Annotated in this window: 20 protein-coding genes; 8 read left to right on the top strand and 12 right to left on the bottom strand. The window is 62.5% G+C overall.

The genetic code is table 11. The features are described from left to right. The first annotated feature begins 209 nt into the window (after positions 1-209). Positions 210-1,271 (top strand): hypothetical protein, encoded by a 1,062-nt coding sequence (locus tag ACSQ3Z_RS13105; protein ID WP_436171676.1) that lies wholly within the window; start codon positions 210-212, stop codon positions 1,269-1,271. Here the strand turns inward: ACSQ3Z_RS13105 and ACSQ3Z_RS13100 are convergent. The 3 genes from ACSQ3Z_RS13100 to ACSQ3Z_RS13090 all read right to left on the bottom strand — a co-directional run bounded on the left by ACSQ3Z_RS13100 (position 1,258) and on the right by ACSQ3Z_RS13090 (position 4,178). Further along, on the bottom strand, positions 1,258-1,605 hold the full coding sequence (locus ACSQ3Z_RS13100; protein ID WP_436171675.1) for a DUF1491 family protein: 348 nt from the start codon (positions 1,603-1,605) through the stop codon (positions 1,258-1,260). The two genes, ACSQ3Z_RS13105 and ACSQ3Z_RS13100, sit on opposite strands and share 14 nt — an antisense overlap. An 82-nt stretch (positions 1,606-1,687) precedes the next feature. Then, the gene (locus ACSQ3Z_RS13095; RefSeq protein WP_436171674.1) at positions 1,688-2,473 is read right to left on the bottom strand and encodes a peptidoglycan-binding domain-containing protein; all 786 of its coding nucleotides are present in this window, start codon (positions 2,471-2,473) and stop codon (positions 1,688-1,690) included. Further along, entirely contained in the window at positions 2,448-4,178 is a 1,731-nt protein-coding gene (locus tag ACSQ3Z_RS13090; protein ID WP_436171673.1) for an ATP-binding protein, read from the bottom strand. The genes ACSQ3Z_RS13095 and ACSQ3Z_RS13090 overlap by 26 nt, the downstream gene beginning before the upstream one ends. Before the next feature lie 532 nt (positions 4,179-4,710). Between ACSQ3Z_RS13090 and ACSQ3Z_RS13085 the strand changes: the two genes are divergently transcribed. Next, positions 4,711-5,091 carry a DUF5330 domain-containing protein gene (locus tag ACSQ3Z_RS13085; RefSeq protein WP_436171672.1) on the top strand — a complete coding sequence of 127 codons (381 nt, stop codon included), beginning with the start codon at positions 4,711-4,713 and terminating at the stop codon, positions 5,089-5,091. Between the two features lie 99 nt (positions 5,092-5,190). Next, the gene (locus ACSQ3Z_RS13080) at positions 5,191-5,634 is read left to right on the top strand and encodes a SufE family protein (RefSeq protein WP_436171671.1); all 444 of its coding nucleotides are present in this window, start codon (positions 5,191-5,193) and stop codon (positions 5,632-5,634) included. Positions 5,635-5,770: 136 nt separating this feature from the next. On the opposite strand, the gene ACSQ3Z_RS13075 is transcribed toward ACSQ3Z_RS13080, so the two are convergent. Then, on the bottom strand, positions 5,771-6,196 hold the full coding sequence (locus ACSQ3Z_RS13075) for a MucR family transcriptional regulator (RefSeq protein WP_436171910.1): 426 nt from the start codon (positions 6,194-6,196) through the stop codon (positions 5,771-5,773). Positions 6,197-6,610: 414 nt separating this feature from the next. After that, positions 6,611-6,982 (bottom strand): SH3 domain-containing protein, encoded by a 372-nt coding sequence (locus ACSQ3Z_RS13070; RefSeq protein ID WP_436171670.1) that lies wholly within the window; start codon positions 6,980-6,982, stop codon positions 6,611-6,613. A gap of 111 nt (positions 6,983-7,093) precedes the next feature. Here ACSQ3Z_RS13070 and ACSQ3Z_RS13065 point away from each other — a divergent pair, with 111 nt between their 5' ends. From ACSQ3Z_RS13065 to ACSQ3Z_RS13055, 3 genes are all read left to right on the top strand, one after another. Further along, positions 7,094-9,205: a S9 family peptidase gene (locus tag ACSQ3Z_RS13065; protein WP_436171669.1), complete on the top strand. Its 2,112-nt coding sequence runs from the start codon at positions 7,094-7,096 to the stop codon at positions 9,203-9,205. Between the two features lie 81 nt (positions 9,206-9,286). Next, entirely contained in the window at positions 9,287-9,913 is a 627-nt protein-coding gene (locus tag ACSQ3Z_RS13060) for a LysE family translocator (RefSeq protein ID WP_436171668.1), read from the top strand. A gap of 201 nt (positions 9,914-10,114) precedes the next feature. Further along, complete coding sequence (locus tag ACSQ3Z_RS13055) at positions 10,115-10,504, top strand: SET domain-containing protein (protein WP_436171667.1); 390 nt, start codon at positions 10,115-10,117, stop codon at positions 10,502-10,504. Positions 10,505-10,588: 84 nt separating this feature from the next. Here the strand turns inward: ACSQ3Z_RS13055 and ACSQ3Z_RS13050 are convergent, their stop codons facing one another. From ACSQ3Z_RS13050 to ACSQ3Z_RS13035, 4 genes are all read right to left on the bottom strand, one after another. After that, positions 10,589-11,539 carry a c-type cytochrome gene (locus ACSQ3Z_RS13050; protein ID WP_436171666.1) on the bottom strand — a complete coding sequence of 317 codons (951 nt, stop codon included), beginning with the start codon at positions 11,537-11,539 and terminating at the stop codon, positions 10,589-10,591. Between the two features lie 9 nt (positions 11,540-11,548). Further along, on the bottom strand, positions 11,549-11,986 hold the full coding sequence (locus ACSQ3Z_RS13045) for a c-type cytochrome (protein WP_436171665.1): 438 nt from the start codon (positions 11,984-11,986) through the stop codon (positions 11,549-11,551). Between the two features lie 154 nt (positions 11,987-12,140). After that, on the bottom strand, positions 12,141-12,737 hold the full coding sequence (locus ACSQ3Z_RS13040) for a superoxide dismutase (protein ID WP_006199690.1): 597 nt from the start codon (positions 12,735-12,737) through the stop codon (positions 12,141-12,143). Between the two features lie 187 nt (positions 12,738-12,924). Then, a complete protein-coding gene (locus ACSQ3Z_RS13035) occupies positions 12,925-13,803 on the bottom strand; it encodes a branched-chain amino acid aminotransferase (RefSeq protein ID WP_436171664.1) in 879 nt (292 codons plus the stop codon). A 151-nt stretch (positions 13,804-13,954) separates the two neighbouring features. On the opposite strand from ACSQ3Z_RS13035, the gene ACSQ3Z_RS13030 reads away from it, so the two are divergent. Next, a complete protein-coding gene (locus ACSQ3Z_RS13030; RefSeq protein WP_436171663.1) occupies positions 13,955-14,617 on the top strand; it encodes a haloacid dehalogenase type II in 663 nt (220 codons plus the stop codon). A gap of 220 nt (positions 14,618-14,837) precedes the next feature. Beyond that, positions 14,838-15,641 carry a L,D-transpeptidase gene (locus ACSQ3Z_RS13025; protein ID WP_436171662.1) on the top strand — a complete coding sequence of 268 codons (804 nt, stop codon included), beginning with the start codon at positions 14,838-14,840 and terminating at the stop codon, positions 15,639-15,641. A 169-nt stretch (positions 15,642-15,810) separates the two neighbouring features. On the opposite strand, the gene ACSQ3Z_RS13020 is transcribed toward ACSQ3Z_RS13025, so the two are convergent. The 3 genes from ACSQ3Z_RS13020 to ACSQ3Z_RS13010 form a co-directional block, all read right to left on the bottom strand. Next, positions 15,811-16,197: a RidA family protein gene (locus ACSQ3Z_RS13020; RefSeq protein WP_192183426.1), complete on the bottom strand. Its 387-nt coding sequence runs from the start codon at positions 16,195-16,197 to the stop codon at positions 15,811-15,813. Positions 16,198-16,301: 104 nt separating this feature from the next. Next, positions 16,302-16,823 (bottom strand): MFS transporter, encoded by a 522-nt coding sequence (locus ACSQ3Z_RS13015; RefSeq protein ID WP_436171661.1) that lies wholly within the window; start codon positions 16,821-16,823, stop codon positions 16,302-16,304. Further along, positions 16,811-17,617, bottom strand: a complete 807-nt coding sequence (locus tag ACSQ3Z_RS13010) for an MFS transporter (RefSeq protein ID WP_436171660.1) — start codon at positions 17,615-17,617, stop codon at positions 16,811-16,813. Before ACSQ3Z_RS13010 ends, ACSQ3Z_RS13015 begins: the two co-directional genes overlap by 13 nt. Positions 17,618-17,625 lie beyond the last annotated feature (8 nt).

Raw genomic sequence — 17,625 nt, 5'->3', positions numbered from 1 at the left:
AAAGACAGTACCATGCCCATGGTTCGCGCATTCCTCTCGGTTGCCCCGGAGCACAACGCAACGCCTCCAAATATGATTAAGGCGGGCAGAGGGTTAACGGAGCGCTAACGGATCGTCGCTAACTTGATCTTTGTTCTTGGTAATCGCGAAACCGACACAGTCCCGGTCGAGCGTGGTCCAGGTCGTGTCGAGTGTCGGGCGTATCCTCCGTGTCATCTTCGGATTTCAGGCAAATCGCTATTCGGGCTGAATCGGGAAAGGCCGAAAGGCTGTTCCGCGCCGTGGTGTCGGCGTTCTGTTCGCTGACCCGGCCGTCGCGCCGCGAGATCGCCCAGCTCGAGGATCTGACGCTGCCGCTGTTCGACGAGGTGTCGGTCGAATCGCGCCGCTATGTCGCCGCGGCACTTTCCGAATGCGAATATGCGCCCAACGCCCTGGTGCGGCGACTGGCCGAAGAGCCGGTCGACATCGCCGCTCCCCTGCTCATCCGCTCGCGCGCGCTGAGCGACATCGACCTCATCGCGCTGATCGGACGGCACGGCCTGCCGCATGCGCGCGCCATTGCGCGGCGCAAGGATTTGAACCCGACCATATCGGATCTGATCAAGGCGCTCGAAAAGCCAACGCTGGTCAGGATGCGGCCACCGCAGACGATCGTGAAGGCAATGCCGGCGAAAGCCGAGGCAGCGCCGGGCAATGCCGAGGCGATAACGTCGAACGAAGCGGCCGTCGCTGCCGCGGGCACGGAAACGCGGGAGCCCCTCGGCAATGCCGCCGAGAACGCCAGGCGCCGGCTGCGCGCGATGATGCGCCCCGATACGGCCGGCAAGGATGCCAGCGTCAACCCGTTCCTCGGCCAGGCGAGCTACGTCAAGCTGCGCGAGACGGCGCTGACCGGCAATGCCGCCTTTTTCCAGACCGCACTCGCCGATGCGCTCGACATCGATTTCCAGACGACACGGTCATTGATCGAACAATCGAGCTATGCCGCGCTGCTTACTGCGCTCAGGGCACTCGACCTCAGCGAGGACCGAGCCTTCCTGATCGCGGTCGCCGTCTATCCGAGGGAATTTCCGCATCCGCAGGCGATTCGGCTGTTCCTCGACCGTTACCGGCTGCTGCATCGCGAGGCGGCGCTGGACAGGGTGCGCAGCTGGAAGGCCGAGACATTGTCGCGGGCGATCCGCGGCAAAGGACCGGATGCGGCGAAGGCCGAAAGCCGTCAGGCGTCGAACGGCGACGATCCGGCCGCGGCCCTCAAGGCGTCTTGACGGACAAAAGTTCCTCGACCGGAACGGCGCCGGCCTCGATCTCGACCACCCAGATATCAGGATCGAATTTTTTCTCGCGCTCCAACCTGGCGTCGAGCACGGCGGCATCGTCGCCCGAACCGAGCAGGGTGAAGAAACGGTCGTCGGGCCTGGCCGAATCGTAGCTCGTTTGCGGCGCCGGCCCGAACAGGGTGACCTCGCCCAGCCTGCTCCGCGCAAGCACGAAGACAGCGCCGGCCTCGGTCGCACCACGCTTGACCACGGCGGCAAAACCGCCAGCCGCAAACACCCGGCGCAACATGGCCGACACCCACAGATCGGTGGTTACACGCATAGGAGGTTTCCGGTGGACATGCGCCGCTCTTTACAGCAACGAGCCGGAAACAGAAACGGCCCAGACAGCCACTGCCCAAGGGTCAGTTGGTCAGGCCGATCTCGCGCATCTTGACGTAGACGAGCTCGTCGGGCTCGCCGGTTTCGGGCAGGCCGAACAGCGACTGGAACTCCTTGATCGCCGCCTTGGTGCGGGCGCCGACGACGCCGTCGAGTTGCATATCGTCATTGCCGAATGCCTTCAGCCCGGCCTGGATCTTGACGATACGGGCATCGGGCGCCTGCGCCTCTGCATCGGCCGGCGCAGAGGCCGGGATCGGTGCGGGCGTGGGATCGGCGACGGCCGGGGCGGCGGCGCTGTCCACGGGCCTCGTCACCGGGTGCGGAATGGCCGCTGTCGTCTGCCTGGCGCCGAGCTGGTCGAGGAGCACGGCGTCGATTTCGCCCGAGGCCGGCAGACCGACCTTTTGTTGGTAGGCCTGGATGGCCTTGCGCGTGTTGGGACCGGAAATGCCGTCGACGGTGCCGGAGTAGAAATCGAGGTCCTTCAATATGCCCTGGACCTCTTCGACGGTCGGGTCGCTCTTGACCGGCGCCGGGCGCACGATGTTGATGGTGGTTTCCGGCTCGTCTGAGCCTGTGCGCGGAAAGTCCTCGATGCTCCTGGTGGCAAAGAACGCACCGGCATGCGGAAACGGCTGGTACCACAGCGCATTGGCCGAGACGTAGAACAATGTCACCAGGAAGGCGGTCGAGCCGCCGACCAGGACAGGGTTGCGCGAGATCATGCCGCCGACGGCCATCGCGCCGTCCTCGAAGGTGCTGCCGCGGCGCTTGACTGCCTTAGCCTGTTTTGCGGAGCGAGCCATTCCTGTCCCCCTTCGTCATCACCGCGGGCATCGCCAGCACGCCGCCGTCCTTGCCCTTCAAACGTCCCTTCGGCCCGTTCACCGGCAGGCTGATCGTCACCGTGGTGCCCTCGCCCAGCATGCTCTCGATCGACATCGTGCCGTCATGCAGCGCCACCAGGCCCTTGACCAGCGACAGGCCGAGCCCGGTTCCCTCGAAGCGGCGCGTATAGTCGTTCTGGATCTGCATGAACGGTTTGCCGAGATTTTCAAAATCCTCCTCGGCAATGCCGATGCCGGTGTCGCTGACCCAGAAATGCAGCCGCGAGCCGACCCGCTTGGCGCCGACCACGACATCGCCGCCATCGGGCGTGAACTTGACGGCGTTGGAGACGAGGTTGATCAGGATCTGCTGCACGGCGCGGCGATCGGCATTGATCTCGCCAGAGTCAGGGGCGATCTGCGTCATAAGGCGGATGCTCTTGGCCTCGGCCTGCAACTGCATCATCGACCGGCACATGTCGACCGCCTCGACGAAACGGAACGGTTCCGGCTCGGTCGCGTAGGCGCCGGCCTCGATCCTGGAGACATCGAGGATCGAGGTGACGACGCCGAGCAGATGCTGGCCGGAGTCCCTGACCAGGCCGACATATTCCTTCTGGCGCGGATCCTTGAAGGTGCCGAACATCTCATGCAGCAGCATGTCGGAAAAGCCGATGATGGCATTCAAAGGCGTGCGAAGCTCGTGGCTGACCACCGCCAGGAAGCGGCCCTTGGCCACTTCGGCGGCCGCAGTCGCCTCCTTTGCCGCGGCAAGCTCTTCGCGCAGCCCGGCGACGTCGTCGTTTTCGCGCAGCAGCAGCGTGAACGCATCCTGCTGATGCTCGGCCCGCATCAGGTCGAGGCGGAACGGCCTGAAATTGTCGGACGAAGAACCGTCGCGCGGCAGCCGGACGCGCAGGTCGACCCGGCGCGCCGCGGCCCCGTCACGCATGTCGGCCAGCGCCGTGAGGTAGGCGACACGGTCGGAAAGATGGACGCGCTCGAACAGGCCGGCGCCGAACAGAAGCTCTGGCGGCAGCTTCAGAACGGCGCGCGCCTTGGCCGAGGCATCCAGCACCTCGCCATGCCTGGCAACGCGCAGGACGACCGCATCGATCATATGCTCGAGATGGTCGCCGGCAGGTGTCGCATGCCCAGCGTTTGCCGGGTTGCGGAGCGCCGTCAGCCGTGGAACCAGCGTCAGGGTCCAGGCCAGCGGCAGCAGCCAGTGCCAGGCCGCGATTTCCGACGGGCCGAGCGGCAGGATGGAGCCGGCAAAAGGCTGCAGCAGGGTCGCTGCGAGCGTGCATAGCGCACCCCACCAGCCAGCGCGCCGCGATCCGCCGATCCACCAGGCCTCGAACGGCAATGCTACGGCGAGCAGGGCAATCGGCGAGGCCAGGCCGCCTGCCGCAAAGATCGCGCCGGCAAGCGCAAGGCCGCCCATCGCGAGCGCCGCCTGGCCGGCCAAGGCCAGCCGGCCCGTCGCGGCGACCAGCAAGGCGGCGAACCAGCACAGGCCGAAGGCAGCGAAGATCGCAGCCACCGTGACGGCCGCGCCTAGGCTGGAGGTGACCAGCGTCACCGCGGCGCCTGCGGCAAGGAAGGGGGCTGCCAGCATGACACCGATGAACCGGCGCTGGCGCAAGCGCTCATCCGGCACGGTGATGGTCGGATGAACCATACGTTCGCAGCCGGCCGCTACCGCGCCAGGCAATTCAACGTATCTGGCCGTAATCGAACTCAACGCACTCGCACCCGGTCGTGAACTGCCCTGCTTTTTGCAGGTCGCTTTTATTGATCTGAAACTCGCATTGAGCGTTTAAGGAATGGATAAGGCAGGACCCGGCCGACGCCAGGCCCGCGGCAAATATCGCGACGCCGGCGCCGCAAAACCCGGCGATCTGCCGTCATGGTAAATGGAGCGTTATACGGATCGGGCGCCGCCGTGCCTTCAGCCCAGTCTGCCATTGTCGCTCCGTATTCGATAATATCCATAAAAATCAAACGGATGGATGGTTACTGCCTGATGAACAAAATCGACAGCTTTCAAGTCAAATCGGTTGCAAAATCAATCGCTTCGAATTTGCCTAAAATTTGAGGAAAATCCTCGGTTTCGGCGCAAGCCGTCCTTTGCGCGGGTGTGCCACCATCCTGCCCATAAAAGAGGTCATGCCGACGGATGCATGATCCGTTACGGACGAGAGGGCATTGAGATGGGCTTTCTTATAAGGGCGGCTTTCTGGTTTTCGCTGGTGCTGCTGGCGCTGCCGCTGAATGTCGGCACCGACGAGGCCGGCCACGAGAGCGTCGGACCGATCCAGGCCCTGTTTGCGGCGCGCGAAGCGGTCGGTGACATCGCCGGTATTTGCGAGCGCAAACCCGATGTCTGCGAGACCGGCAAGTCCGCCATGCATACGATCACCGCCCGGGCCAAGGAGACCGCCAAGATCGCGGCCGCCATGCTGGACGACCAGCCGACGAGCGACAAGCAGGCTGCCGGGCTCGACACCACGGTTGCAACCGGCAGCGTGGCCGAGACTATAGTCCTGCCGGCGACAGTCGAGATACCGGTAAAACTGCCGACGACCAACTGAGACCTTTTCCTGCCGCAGATCTTGGCGACACCGCAGGCGCGTCCGACCTCTCGACGCCTGCGGTGTTTTTCTTCTTTTTCCGTGACGCGACAGCGCTGGATGACTATATCCGGCAGGATGACGACGATCCAGACGATCCGCGACGACTTTTCCCTGCTCGACGAGTGGGAAGACCGTTATCGCTATGTGATCGAACTGGGCGAAGCGCTCCCGCCATTTCCGGATACCGAGCGTACCCCCGCCAACAAGGTGCCGGGCTGCGTCAGCCAGGTCTGGCTGACCACCGAACAGGGACTGGGCGCCGATCCGGTCATCTCTTTCAAGGGCGATTCCGACGCCCATATCGTGCGCGGCCTGGTCGCCATCATGCTGGCGCTGTTTTCGGAACGGCCGGCGAGTGAAATCCGGGAGACCGACGCGGAAGCGACGCTGAAGGGCCTCGGCCTCGACGAGCACCTGTCGCCGCAGCGCGCCAACGGCCTCCGCTCGATGGTCAAGCGCATCAAGCGCGACGCCGATGCGGCGCTGAAGCTGACCGCCTGACCGGACAAATCGGATTTTTGCAAGGCTAGCCGTCGTATAGCCGGGCGATTGAGCTGCACATCAGCGCCGGCCTTCAAAGCAAAACGGCGCCCGAAGGCGCCGTCTGTCGTCGAACGAAATCAGGAAAGAGCCAGTATTAGCGGCCCTTGCGCTTACGGCCGAGACCCATCTTCTTGGCAAGCTGCGAGCGAGCCGCGGCATAGTTGGGAGCAACCATCGGATAGCTTGCGTCCAGGCCCCACTTCTCGCGGTATTCGTCGGGCGTCAGATTGTAGTGGGTCATCAGGTGGCGCTTCAGCGACTTGAATTTCTTGCCGTCCTCGAGACAGACGATGTAGTCGTCGTGGACGGAGCGCTTCGGGTTCACCGCAGGCTTCTGCTTGTCGGCGACCGGCGCCTCGGCAGTCCCGCCCACGCGCCCGAGAGCGGCATGGACATCGGCGATAAGGTTCGGCAGTTCGCCGACCGGCACGGGGTTGTTGCTGACATAGGCGGCCACCACATCGGCGGTCAGCTCAATCAGCGCATCGCTGTTTTTGGAAGGTGTTTCGACGATATCCATCATATTCAGGCCCCAACGAGAGTTGTTTCTAACTGCGCCCTTTTTTGGCCGGGCATCGCGCGAATTTTCATGCAGGTGAGAAACCCTGCGATTCGCGTCGGGGAATCTTAATGAGCCCATGAACCAAGTAAGTCAATTCGCATCTTGCGTTATATTCAACGATAATAATCAAATATTCGCCGTTCAGCTTCAATCTTTCGTGCGCTGTGTAACTTAGCGAGATTTTTCTGGCCAGACCAGCGCCGGCTGACGCGACGTCAGGTCCCCGTTACATCAACAGCGACAGCTAAAAGGAGCGTAATGCTTCGGCTTTGCTGGTCCGAAACAGGCCGAAAGGTTTCCCGATCCTAATGAAATCACGGGTTGCAGCGCGTTACTGGTGCGCGTAACCTGAGCGACAGGCAACCCGGCCACTCAACGGGGCGCGATGTATTTCCCATAGACCCACCCGGTGACGAAATGGCCGTTCTGCGCCGGATCATGCCAGATTTCGCACCAGCGATAGCGGGTCTTCTGTTCCTGCTTCCAGTGCGGCCGACCGGCAATATCAAGCAGATTTATGCCGCCGGTGCATTTGCCGGTCATCTGCAAGACTGTCCCGTTGGGATAGGCGGCCTGCTTCTGTGATTCACCTGATGGATATTTGCGCGCGTTGAGCGTGTCGCCGAACGGCACGTTGGCCACTTGCCAAGCCGCGAACACGGTTGCATGAGACTGGCCGGTGAAGGCCAGAACAGTCGAAGCAACGGCGAGAGCCGCAGCGGTGCGAACATAGAACTTCATCATCTCTCCTCCGGCGCATTTCCAGAGAGCCGCCCTCATCCTGCCGTCCTGCCCTTGAACCGGTGCTGATCGGCGTGTTCATTTGCCATTCAAACAACTGCCCAGCGAGACGCAATGACCAGAACACCAGCCTTTCCGATCGCCAGCCCGCCGCAGCCGGAGAAACGGCCTGTTTTCGACACGCATCACGGCTTCACCCGTACCGACGACTACGCTTGGCTGCGCGCCGATAACTGGCAGGCGATGTTCAGGGATCCTTCCCTGCTCGACGGCGACATCCGCGCTCACCTCGAAGCCGAAAACGCCTACCAGGCAACGCTGACGGCCGATATGGCCCCGCTGCGGAAGCGGCTGTTCGCCGAGATGAAGGGACGCATCAAGGAAGACGACTCCACCGTGCCGATGAAGGATGGCGCTTACGCCTACGGCTCGTCCTTCAAGCTTGGCGGTGAGCAGCCGCGCTATTTCCGCACGCCGCGCGATGGCGGCGACGAGCGGATCCTGCTCGACGGCGATGCGGAAGCCGAGGGCAAGGCCTATTTCAGGCTCGGCGGCGTTGACCATTCGGCCGACCACGGGAAGCTGCTATGGGCGTTCGACGACAAGGGCTCTGAATTCTTCACGCTTCGCGTGCGCGATCTCGCCAGCGGCAAGGAACTGACGGACCAGATCCCCGATACGGGCGGCGGCGGCGTCTGGGATGCGGGCGACAGCGGGTTCTTCTACACAAGGCTCGATTCCAACCATCGCCCGTCGAAGGTGTTGTTCCATGCGCTTGGCGACGGAACCGAAAACGACCGGCTGGTCTATGAGGAAACCGATCCCGGCTTCTTCATGGATGTCGGCGGCACGCGGTCCAACGAGTGGATCCTGATCGGCATCAACGATCACGAGACATCCGAATACCGGCTGATGCGTGCCGGCGATCCGCTTGCCGAGCCGAAGCTGGTCGCGCCGCGCGAGAGCGGCCTGCAATACGATCTCGAGGAAGGCGGCGACGTCTTCTTCATCCTGACCAATGCCGACGGCGCCAAGGACTTCAAGGTCATGACGGCGCCAGCTAACGATCCGGTACGCGCCAACTGGCAGGAACTGGTGCCGCACGAAGCCGGCCGGCTGATCCTGTCGGTGATCGGCTTCAAGGACCATATGGTGCGTCTCGAGCGCAAGGAGGGCCTACCGCGCATCGTCGTGCGCGATCGCGCCAGCGGTGAGGAACATCTCATCTCGTTCGACGAGGAGGCCTTTTCGCTTGGTCTGTCCGGTTCCTATGAATACGATACCGAGTTCATGCGCTTTACCTACTCGTCGATGACGACGTCGGCGCAGGTCTTCGACTACAACATGCGCACACGCGAGCGGGTGCTGCTGAAGACCCAGGAGGTGCCTTCCGGCCACGACCCGGACCAGTATGTCACGCGCCGGCTGATGGCGCCTGCCGCCGACGGCGAACTGGTGCCGATCTCGCTGATCCATCACCGCGACACGCCGCTCGACGGCACAGCACCTTGCCTGCTCTACGGCTACGGCTCCTACGGCATCACCGTGCCGGCCGCCTTCAACACCAATTGCCTGTCGCTGGTCGATCGCGGCCTCGTCTATGCGATCGCCCATGTCCGCGGCGGCAAGGACAAGGGCTATGGCTGGTACGACGACGGCAAGCGGCAGCACAAGATGAACACTTTCACGGATTTCATCGCCTCGGCGCGCCATCTCGTGGCCGAGCGCTACACGGCGCATGACCGGATCATCGCGCAAGGCGGCTCGGCCGGCGGCATGCTGATGGGGGTGATCGCCAACATGGCGCCGGAGTGTTTTGGCGGCATCGTCGCCGAGGTCCCGTTCGTCGACGTGCTCACCACCATGCTCGACGCGACGCTGCCGCTGACGCCGCCGGAATGGCCGGAATGGGGCAATCCGATTGCATCGGTGGAGGACTACCGGACCATCTCTGCCTATTCGCCCTACGACAATGTGGCGGCTCTCGACTATCCGCCGATCCTGGCGCTGGCGGGGCTTACCGACCCGCGCGTCACCTATTGGGAGCCGGCCAAATGGGTGGCGCGGCTGCGCGAGCGCAAGGGCGGCGACAATCCGGTGCTGTTCAAGATCAACATGGACTCAGGCCATGCCGGCGCCTCCGGGCGGTTTTCCAGGCTGGAGGAGATTGCCTATATCCATGCCTTCGCGCTCAAGGTGACCGGCAAGGCCGATCTTGCCGGGTGAACGCGATGCGATGAGCAGTCATTGCCTTCCGTTCCGCAACGTGGCTTTCATTGGCGGCGAAAGTAACGGAGACGCGCAGCGATGATCGACCTCGCCACATTGATTGCCTATGTCGCGGTTGTGCTTGGCTTTGTCTTCGTTCCGGGCCCGGCCACCCTGCTGACGGTGGCGCGAGCGACGAGTTCGGGAACCAAGGTGGGCATCGCGACCGGCGCCGGGATCGCGGCCGGCGACGTGTTCCACACCTTCATGGCGATGGTTGGCATCTCGGCGATCATTGCCACTTCGACAATGCTGTTCAGCATCATAAAGTATATCGGCGCGGCCTATCTCGTCTATCTCGGCATTCGCGCCATCATCGAGAGGGCGCCGGCCGATCCGGCAGCCGGCGCGCTTGCGATCTCTGCTGGCAAGGCATTTCGGCAGGCCGTGCTGACCGAGATGCTCAACCCAAAGACTGCCCTTTTCTTCCTTGCATTCCTTCCCCAGTTCGTGCGGCCCGAAAACGGATCGGTGATGCTCCAGTTGGCGACATTGGGTGTCATCTTTGTTTTGCTCGGCCTTTTCAGCACGGTGATTTTCGCGGTGGGCGCGAGTGGGCTCGGCACTTTCCTGCGCCGAAATCCTGCTGTGCAGAAATGGCAGGGCAAGGTTGTTGGCGGCATCTATTGCGCCCTCGGCATCCGTCTGGCGCTGCAGCAGCACTAGAGCCATGACAGGCGATGTGCCGGCACGGCTCGCATATCGCCTTGGGTAATGATTTTTTGATTTGCACATGACCTTTTTCGAAGCTTTGAATCAGCGGCAAGCGCCGCTGATTTTCCGCTCGCAATTGCCATCGCCGCGCGCTACCCAATGCCCGGCTTTTCAGAGCCGCACCTGCCAGTCACAATCACGCAAGGGTCCGCCATGCTGCTCGTCGACGTCTATCTCGACAAATCGCCCATCCAGGGCATCGGCGTCTTCGCCAAGAAACACATTCCACGGGGCACTCTGGTCTGGAAGCTCGACCCCCGGTTTGACCGGCTGATCGAGGTCGACACCTACGAGGGTGAGTCCGGGCCGGTAAAGGGGTATCTCGACCGCTACTCTTATCCTGATCGGCGCAACCCCGGGTACATCGTCTTCGAAGCCGACGACGCGCGCTACATGAACCATGCCGAAGAACCGAATTGCGACGTCTCCTCGCCCGAGGAGACCTACGCGTTGCGCGACATCGCGCCCGGCGAGGAATTGACCTGCGACTACAACCACTTCTTCGAAACCGGCTTCGATTTCCTCGGCGACCGCCACCCGTAGAGCGGTTCAGAACCGCCCTATCTCTTTGTTTTGACGCAATTCCGGACGGAAAACCGTTTCACACTTTTCCTGGAATTGCTCTAATCAGTTGGCTGGTTTTTTGCGCGCGGGATAGCCGTTGGGATGCGGCGGGACCGCCTTGAGATAGGCGGCGATGGCCGCGCGGTCTTCGGGCGTCAGTTGGGCCATGTTCCTTTGCACGTCGACCATCGCACCGCCCACTGAATCGAAGTCCGGCGTGAAGCCGGTTTCGAGATAGTTGGCGATGTCGGCTTCCGACCAGTCACCGATGCCGCCCTCGCCCGAGGTGATGTTAGGGACGATGCCGCTGCCTTCGGCGGCGGTCGCGCCCGCCAGCCACTCGGCCTTCTTCGTTCCCCCCGCAAGATCGCGCGGCGTGTGGCATTCGCCGCAGTGGCCTGGCCCCTCGACCAGATAACGGCCTGCCATCACCGGATCCGTTGCGTTCTCAGGCAATGCGATCACCGGCTGCGGGCTGAGATAGAGCAGCTTCCACAGGCCGATGCCGCGGCGGATGTTGAAGGGGAAGCCGAGCGTATGGCCCGGCGCCTTGCCGGCCACCGCCGGAAGCGTCTTCAGGAAGGCGTAAAGGTCGGCAATGTCCGATGGTTTCATGCGGGCGTAGGACGCGTAGGGAAACGCCGGATAGAAGTGCTCGCCGCCTGGCGACACGCCCTTCAACATGGCGTTGGCCAGGTCTTCCTCCGACCAGGCGCCAATGCCGTCTTTGGCATCCTGCGAAATATTCGGTGGCACGAAAATGCCGAACGGCGTCTTGAGCTGGAGACCACCGGCCAGTTGCAGACGCGCCTCGCCCTGCGATCCGGGCTTGGCATGGCAGGAGGTGCAGCCTCCGGCATAGAAGATGTGCTTGCCCCTGGCCGCATCGCCGGAGCCGAGCTGCGCCAGGGTTTCGGCATCGAGCCTGACCGGCGCCGACAGGAACCACGCGGCAACCGCTCCGACGCCGCCCAGAACGAGGGCGGCGCCGATGAGCTTTTTCAGTACGGGCATTGCCCGCCGTCAGCCCTTCTTGATCCTGTAGCCTTCGTGGCAGGTGCCGCAATCGCCGCCGATGGTGTTGAACTGCGCCTTCAGGGCATCGACATCGGCGGGGGCGGCCGCGACCGCTGCCTTGACGTCGGCGACAAATTTATCGTTGGCCGCCTTGAAGCCGGCCGTGTCTTCCCAGATCTTCGGCGAAGCTGTGGTGTCACCCTTGTCGCTGCCGGCCGGGAAGAGGGCATCAATGTCAAGTTTCTCGGAATTCGCCTGCAGCGACTGCAGCGCAGTCAGCACGGCGGCAGCGTCGAAAGCCTCCTCACCTTTGACCACTTTCGACAATCCGCCGGCAATCTTTCCACGTTCCTTCATCAGAGCCTGGCGATCCAGTATCGGGTCGGCAAACGCCGCCGAACCGGCAAAGGCGAGCATAGAGATGGCGATGACAAGCTTTCTCATTCAATTGGCTCCATGGTGAAGATAGTTCGAGACAGAACGATAACGGCGCCGATGGCGTGATTATTCCGCTTCCCTGGGTGCTATTTTGTCGGACGCTGTATAGGCGCCGGGAAAAGAAAAGCCCCGGTCGTGCCGGGGCTTTTCAAAAGTGCGATCAGGCCTTTTCGTAGAGTTCGAGGACGTGGTCCCAGTTGATGAGACTGTCGACGAAGGCCTCGAGATATTTCGGCCGGGCATTGCGGTAGTCGATGTAGTAGGAATGCTCCCAGACGTCGACGCCGAGGATCGGCGTGGCGCCATGGACCAGCGGGTTCTCGCCATTCGGCGTTTTCGAAATCGCCAGCTTGCCGTCCTTGACCGAAACCCAGGCCCAGCCCGAGCCGAACTGGGTGGTGCCGGCGGCGATGAAGTCCGCCTTGAACTTGTCGTAGCCACCAAGATCGCTGTCGAAGGCCTTCTGTAGCGCGCCCGGCAGCTTGTTGCCGCCGCCACCCTTCTTCATCCACTTCCAGAAATGGATGTGGTTGTAGTGCTGCGCGGCGTTGTTGAAGAGCCCGGCATTCTTGCCGAAGGACTGCTTCACCACGTCCTCAACCGACAGGTCGCCCATTCCGGCCTCGGCGGCCAGCTTGTTGCCGTTGTCGACATAAGCCTTGTGGTGCTTGTCGTGGTGGTATTCCAGCGTCTCCTTCGACATGTAAGGCTGGAGCGCCTCGTAGTCGTACGGCAGAGCGGGCAATTCGAAAGCCATGGATGGTACTCCCTCATGGAAAAATCCGGTGTCGATACCGGACTAACATAGGTCTGGAATGATTAGGGACAACTCCGGAATGAAGCGCCGGTTCCCTTTCTAGAGAGGTTCCGGAAAACTGTCACACGGTTTTGCGAACGGACCCTGCGTCAAAACAAACGCAGCGCCGCAAGGCGCGCCTGGCGGCTCAGGCGACGGACGTCGAATGCGCCCAGTCCCAATAGAGTTCGCGCGCCTTCTTGGCCACCGGCCCCGGCTGCAGGTTGCGCTCCTCGATGCGGGTGATCGGCACGACCTTGGAATGGTTGCCAGTCGAGAAGATCTCGTCCGCCTCGAGGAAGTCGCGCACTGAGAGCGTCTTTTCAGTGGTCTTGAAGCCGTAGTCGCCGAGCAGGTTTATGGTGCGCGAACGGGTGATGCCGGACAGGAAGGTGCCGTTGGCGGCCGGCGTCATCACATGGCCGTCCTTGACCAGGAAAATGTTCGAGGTTCCGGTCTCGGCGACATTGCCCAGCATGTCTAGCACCAGCGCATTGTCGAAGCCGCGCATCTTGGCTTCGAGGATGGCGCGGCCATTGTTGGGATAAAGGCAGCCGGCCTTGGCGTTGGTCGGCATGGTCTCGATCGTCGGCCGCCGGAATGGCGACACGGAGACCGAAAAGCCCGCCGGCGAAATCATCGGCGATTCGTAGAGGCAGAGGCAAAAGCGGGTCGAGGCCGGATCGGCCGGCACGCCCATATAGCCGCCATGCTCGGCCCAATACATCGGCCGGATATAAACAGCCGTCTTGCCGTCGAATTTCTTCAGGCCGTCCCAGGTCAGTCCGACGATCTTGTCGGTGGTCATGGTGGGTTTCAAGCCAAGCGCAATCGCCGAAGCGTTGACGCGCGCGGCATGAAGTTCGAGGTCAGGCGCGACGCCTTCGAACCAGCGGGCGCCGTCGAAGACGCTGGTGCCAAGCCACATGGCGTGGCTGCGCGGTCCCAGAATGGCGACATTGCCTTCATGCCAGTCGCCGTCGACGAAGGTCCATGTCGCGGATTGCGCCGCAGCTGCCAGTGTCATCGCTTGTTTCCCTGGATGATATTCCGGGGCAGCATAGGAAGATGCTTTGGCGGCTGCCGTCAACCGGCATCGTCGAGAATCGTTCAGGCCAGCATGAGCGCCTTGCAATCAATGCTTGCGCCTTTCGCCTGCTCGCCTCAAAACTGTCGCCATGCATCACGCAGCCTATGTTTTCGACGCCTACGGCACGTTGTTCGACGTGCATGCCGCCGTACGCCGCCATGCCGACCAGATCGGGCCGGACGGCCAGCTGCTGTCCGAAATCTGGCGCGCCAAGCAGCTCGAATATTCCTGGGTCAGGACGCTGATGGGCGCCTATGCCGATTTCTGGCAGTTGACCGAGCAGGCGCTCGATTTCGCATTTCGCACGGTGCCCTCGGCGGACAAGGCGCTGCGGACCAAGCTGCTCGACGCCTATTGGCGCCTCGACTGCTACCCGGAGGTGCCGGCCGTGCTCAAAGCGCTCAAGGCATCGGGCGCAAAGCTCGCCATCCTCTCCAACGGCTCGCCGGAGATGCTGGAGGCGGCGGTCAAATCCGCCGCGCTCGACCAGGTGCTGGACGACGTCTTTTCCGTCGATACCGTCAGGTGCTTCAAGACCGACCCGTCGGTCTACGACATGGTGAGCACGGGGTGGCGTCTTTACCCGGCAGCGGTGTCGTTCCAGTCCTCCAACCGCTGGGACGTCGCCGGCGCCACCAAATTCGGCTTCCGCACCGTCTGGATCAACCGCTCCGACCAGCCCGACGAATACCGGGACTTTCCACCATCACTGATCCTGCCGTCGCTAGAAGGTCTGCTGACCGGTGGATGAAACCGCGCCCGACCATGGTTCATGGCCCGTGGCGCGGCCTGTTGCTGTTGGGCAACAGATGCATGGCAGTCACAGCTTTGCCTTTGTTTGTCCACCGTCAGGCCAGAATCGGAACCGTCTATCGCCGCCGACTGTTGAGAGCAAAAGGATGCTCCCCCCGGCCAGATCCCGCTTGGTGCATTCACGCGTTCTTGCAAATTAAGACCTAGAAAAGGCAACCATGTTCACACCCGATTCGTCCTCCTTTCGCCTGAGCCGCCGCGGCTTCCTCAATGCCGCTGCGCTCGGCGCCGCCTCGGTCGCGGTTTCCGCCTGCGGCACGGTCGGGCAGCAGCTGGTCGAGCCGCCGCCACCGGCCTATGTCGAGCCGCCCCTGTCCGATTATGCGATGATGTACGGTCCGATCAGCGATGGAGGCTTCGAGGTTCCCGCCATACCGTACCAGAAGATCGACCCACAGTTCCTGCGCCAGATCGTACCCGATCCGACCGGCCAGAAGCCGGGCACCATCATCGTCGATACGACCGGCCACCACCTCTATCTCGTGCGTGACGGCGGCCAGGCGATCCGCTACGGCGTCGGCCTTGGCCGCGCCGGCTTCGAATGGGCGGGAGACGCCGTCGTCCAGTGGAAGCAGAAATGGCCGAAATGGACGCCGCCGGACGAGATGGTCGCCCGGCAGCCGGAACTGAAGGAATACAGCGCCGATAATGGCGGCATGCCCGGCGGGCTCAAGAATCCGCTTGGCGCACGCGCGCTCTATCTGTTCCAGGGCAACCAGGACACGCTCTACCGCCTGCACGGTTCGCCGGAATGGAATTCGATCGGCAAGTCGGTATCATCGGGCTGCGTTCGCCTGATCAACCAGGACATCATCGATCTCTACGACCGCGTGCCTTCGAAGACGCCAGTGATCGTTACCGCCAATATTGGTGAGCCGATGGTGGCTACGGCGAACCGCAGAGCCATTCCGATCGACGCCGGCGTTCCGGATGGATCGATCCTGCTCGGGCCGGTGGACTGAACAGCGACCAGATCTTCCGACCTGTTTGTACAGGGCGGCGGATGTCGCCGCCCTGGGGTCTCGCGTAAGCATCGAATGTGGGGTGCGCAGCGCGCACGCGCGGTGCGGCTGACGAACTACCCTATCAATAGCTTGCTCTTCCAGCCGCAGATCAGCTTTGGTGCTGAGATCAGGCAACGTCCTCGATGACGGCAATGAATTCGGATTGCACCAGAGATGGGCTATCCGGCGGCAATGGCCGAACGTGCCGGGCCGGACGCGACTGCGGATCTGGAAACATCCGCAGCCATTCTTCGTTCACGGCATTCCTGTCGCTGCTGTCGCGGAGATAGATTTCCACCTTGATAATGTCCTCCACGCTGCCGCCGGCGGCCTCGATGATGGCAAGCATATTGGCAAAAACATTGGCGGACTGATCGGCCATGCCGGACGGCAGTTCGTGCGTGATCGGGCTCACCCCGTGAACCGCGCCTGAGAACACCATGTTGCCGATCCGACAGGCATTGGGAACCGGATGCCTGTGGCTCAGTCCTTTCACCGAAATGCTCTTGCGCATGGTCTGATGATCCTCCGCGAGATCTGATCCGTGGGATAATTCGGGGCGCTGGGTGCCGAGCACCTGGAAACAGGCTGCGCAAGAGCAAAACCGGAACCGGCCGGCTATCGTCTCGCGCGCACAATGGCGGCCTCGGCGGACGGCGAAGAGACACCGCCGTCGGGACGCGGCGCATGAGGCTCATAACCGGGAGTGAGTTGAATTCCACGCGTCTCGGGCAGCATAAGGGTCGCGACAAAAGCGATGCTGTAGCCCAGCAGCGCAACCAGGCCGATCGCCTCCGCCAAGGTGATGTATTGCGCCAGTATTCCGATAGTGGACACAGCCGCCGCGCCTGCAGCTTTGCCGAAATTATAGGCGAAACTCTGGCCGCTCGCGCGAATGGCGGAGGGGAACAGCTCGGTGAAGAACGGCCCCAGCGTCGCATAGTTTCCGATCGTGAAGAAGCCGAACGGCGCGCCCAGTATGACCAGCGGCCAGCCGGAGAGCGGCAAAAACATGTAGGCGATGGTGATCAGCCAGGAACACAGCAAAAACAGCTGGAACGTGCGACGCCGCCCCAGATGATCGGCCAGGTATGCGCTCGCCAGAAATCCGAAGAACGAGCCGCCGGTCACCACGAACACGTAGTATCCCGATGTGGCCGGCGACAGTTCCGCACGGTCTTCATAAAGGTGGGCAGCCAGTTGACGATCGCACCGCCAACGCCAATCACGCCGAATGCAAGCAATGAGGACAGGATCGTTATCCGCAAGGTTTCCGGCTGGAATATCGCGCCCAATCCCGGACGAGTCCCGGTCTTCTCGACATGCGCGCGCGTTTTGACGAAGATCTCCGGCTCCTCGATCTTGCGGCGCAAATAGAGAACCAGAAGGCCGGGGAGAACACCAATCATCAGCAGAACGCGCCAGCCATACTCCTGGGGCAGATGCGCCAGAACCAGGCCTGCCAGGATGGCGGCCGCGCTCCATCCAACGCCGAATCCGCTCTGGACGGTGCCCACGGCCTTGCCGCGATGTTCGGCGCGAATGATCTCGCCCATGAGAACCGCGCCGGCGGCCCACTCACCGCCAAAGCCCAGCCCTTGCATGATGCGCAGGACCATCAGTTGCTGGAAGTCCTGCGCAAAACCGGCGAGGAAGGTGAAGGCGCAGAACCACAGGATCGTGAACTGCATGATGCGGGCACGGCCGAAACGGTCGGCGAGATATCCGCAGGCCCATCCTCCGATCGCCGCTGAGAGCAGCGTTGCCGTGGCCAGATAGCCGGCCTGCGCCGTCGTCATTCCCCAGGCCGCAATGAGAATTGGCAGCACGAAGCTGAAGAGCTGCGCGTCCATCGCATCGACGGCCCAGCCGGCGAAGCAGCCCCAGAAGGTGTTCTGCTCCCGCTCCGTCAACTCCCTGTACCAAGCGAACATTTTCTTCC

It is taken from the genome of Mesorhizobium sp. LjNodule214, assembly GCF_964252735.1.
GTDB lineage: Bacteria > Pseudomonadota > Alphaproteobacteria > Rhizobiales > Rhizobiaceae > Mesorhizobium.
Note: the sequence above shows the minus strand (reverse complement) of the source record. Positions and strands in the feature narration are given on the sequence as shown.

Excerpts from the sequence above, each read along its gene's own strand:
- ACSQ3Z_RS13100 (WP_436171675.1), bottom strand. The coding sequence starts at position 1,605 with ATGCGTGTAACCACCGATCTGTGGGTGTCGGCCATGTTGCGCCGGGTG.
- ACSQ3Z_RS13095 (WP_436171674.1), bottom strand. The coding sequence starts at position 2,473 with ATGGCTCGCTCCGCAAAACAGGCTAAGGCAGTCAAGCGCCGCGGCAGC.
- ACSQ3Z_RS13090 (WP_436171673.1), bottom strand. The coding sequence starts at position 4,178 with ATGGTTCATCCGACCATCACCGTGCCGGATGAGCGCTTGCGCCAGCGC.
- ACSQ3Z_RS13085 (WP_436171672.1), top strand. The coding sequence starts at position 4,711 with ATGGGCTTTCTTATAAGGGCGGCTTTCTGGTTTTCGCTGGTGCTGCTG.
- ACSQ3Z_RS13080 (WP_436171671.1), top strand. The coding sequence starts at position 5,191 with ATGACTATATCCGGCAGGATGACGACGATCCAGACGATCCGCGACGAC.
- ACSQ3Z_RS13075 (WP_436171910.1), bottom strand. The coding sequence starts at position 6,196 with ATGGATATCGTCGAAACACCTTCCAAAAACAGCGATGCGCTGATTGAG.
- ACSQ3Z_RS13070 (WP_436171670.1), bottom strand. The coding sequence starts at position 6,982 with ATGATGAAGTTCTATGTTCGCACCGCTGCGGCTCTCGCCGTTGCTTCG.
- ACSQ3Z_RS13065 (WP_436171669.1), top strand. The coding sequence starts at position 7,094 with ATGACCAGAACACCAGCCTTTCCGATCGCCAGCCCGCCGCAGCCGGAG.
- ACSQ3Z_RS13060 (WP_436171668.1), top strand. The coding sequence starts at position 9,287 with ATGATCGACCTCGCCACATTGATTGCCTATGTCGCGGTTGTGCTTGGC.
- ACSQ3Z_RS13055 (WP_436171667.1), top strand. The coding sequence starts at position 10,115 with ATGCTGCTCGTCGACGTCTATCTCGACAAATCGCCCATCCAGGGCATC.
- ACSQ3Z_RS13050 (WP_436171666.1), bottom strand. The coding sequence starts at position 11,539 with ATGCCCGTACTGAAAAAGCTCATCGGCGCCGCCCTCGTTCTGGGCGGC.
- ACSQ3Z_RS13045 (WP_436171665.1), bottom strand. The coding sequence starts at position 11,986 with ATGAGAAAGCTTGTCATCGCCATCTCTATGCTCGCCTTTGCCGGTTCG.
- ACSQ3Z_RS13040 (WP_006199690.1), bottom strand. The coding sequence starts at position 12,737 with ATGGCTTTCGAATTGCCCGCTCTGCCGTACGACTACGAGGCGCTCCAG.
- ACSQ3Z_RS13035 (WP_436171664.1), bottom strand. The coding sequence starts at position 13,803 with ATGACACTGGCAGCTGCGGCGCAATCCGCGACATGGACCTTCGTCGAC.
- ACSQ3Z_RS13030 (WP_436171663.1), top strand. The coding sequence starts at position 13,955 with ATGCATCACGCAGCCTATGTTTTCGACGCCTACGGCACGTTGTTCGAC.
- ACSQ3Z_RS13025 (WP_436171662.1), top strand. The coding sequence starts at position 14,838 with ATGTTCACACCCGATTCGTCCTCCTTTCGCCTGAGCCGCCGCGGCTTC.
- ACSQ3Z_RS13020 (WP_192183426.1), bottom strand. The coding sequence starts at position 16,197 with ATGCGCAAGAGCATTTCGGTGAAAGGACTGAGCCACAGGCATCCGGTT.
- ACSQ3Z_RS13010 (WP_436171660.1), bottom strand. The coding sequence starts at position 17,617 with ATGTTCGCTTGGTACAGGGAGTTGACGGAGCGGGAGCAGAACACCTTC.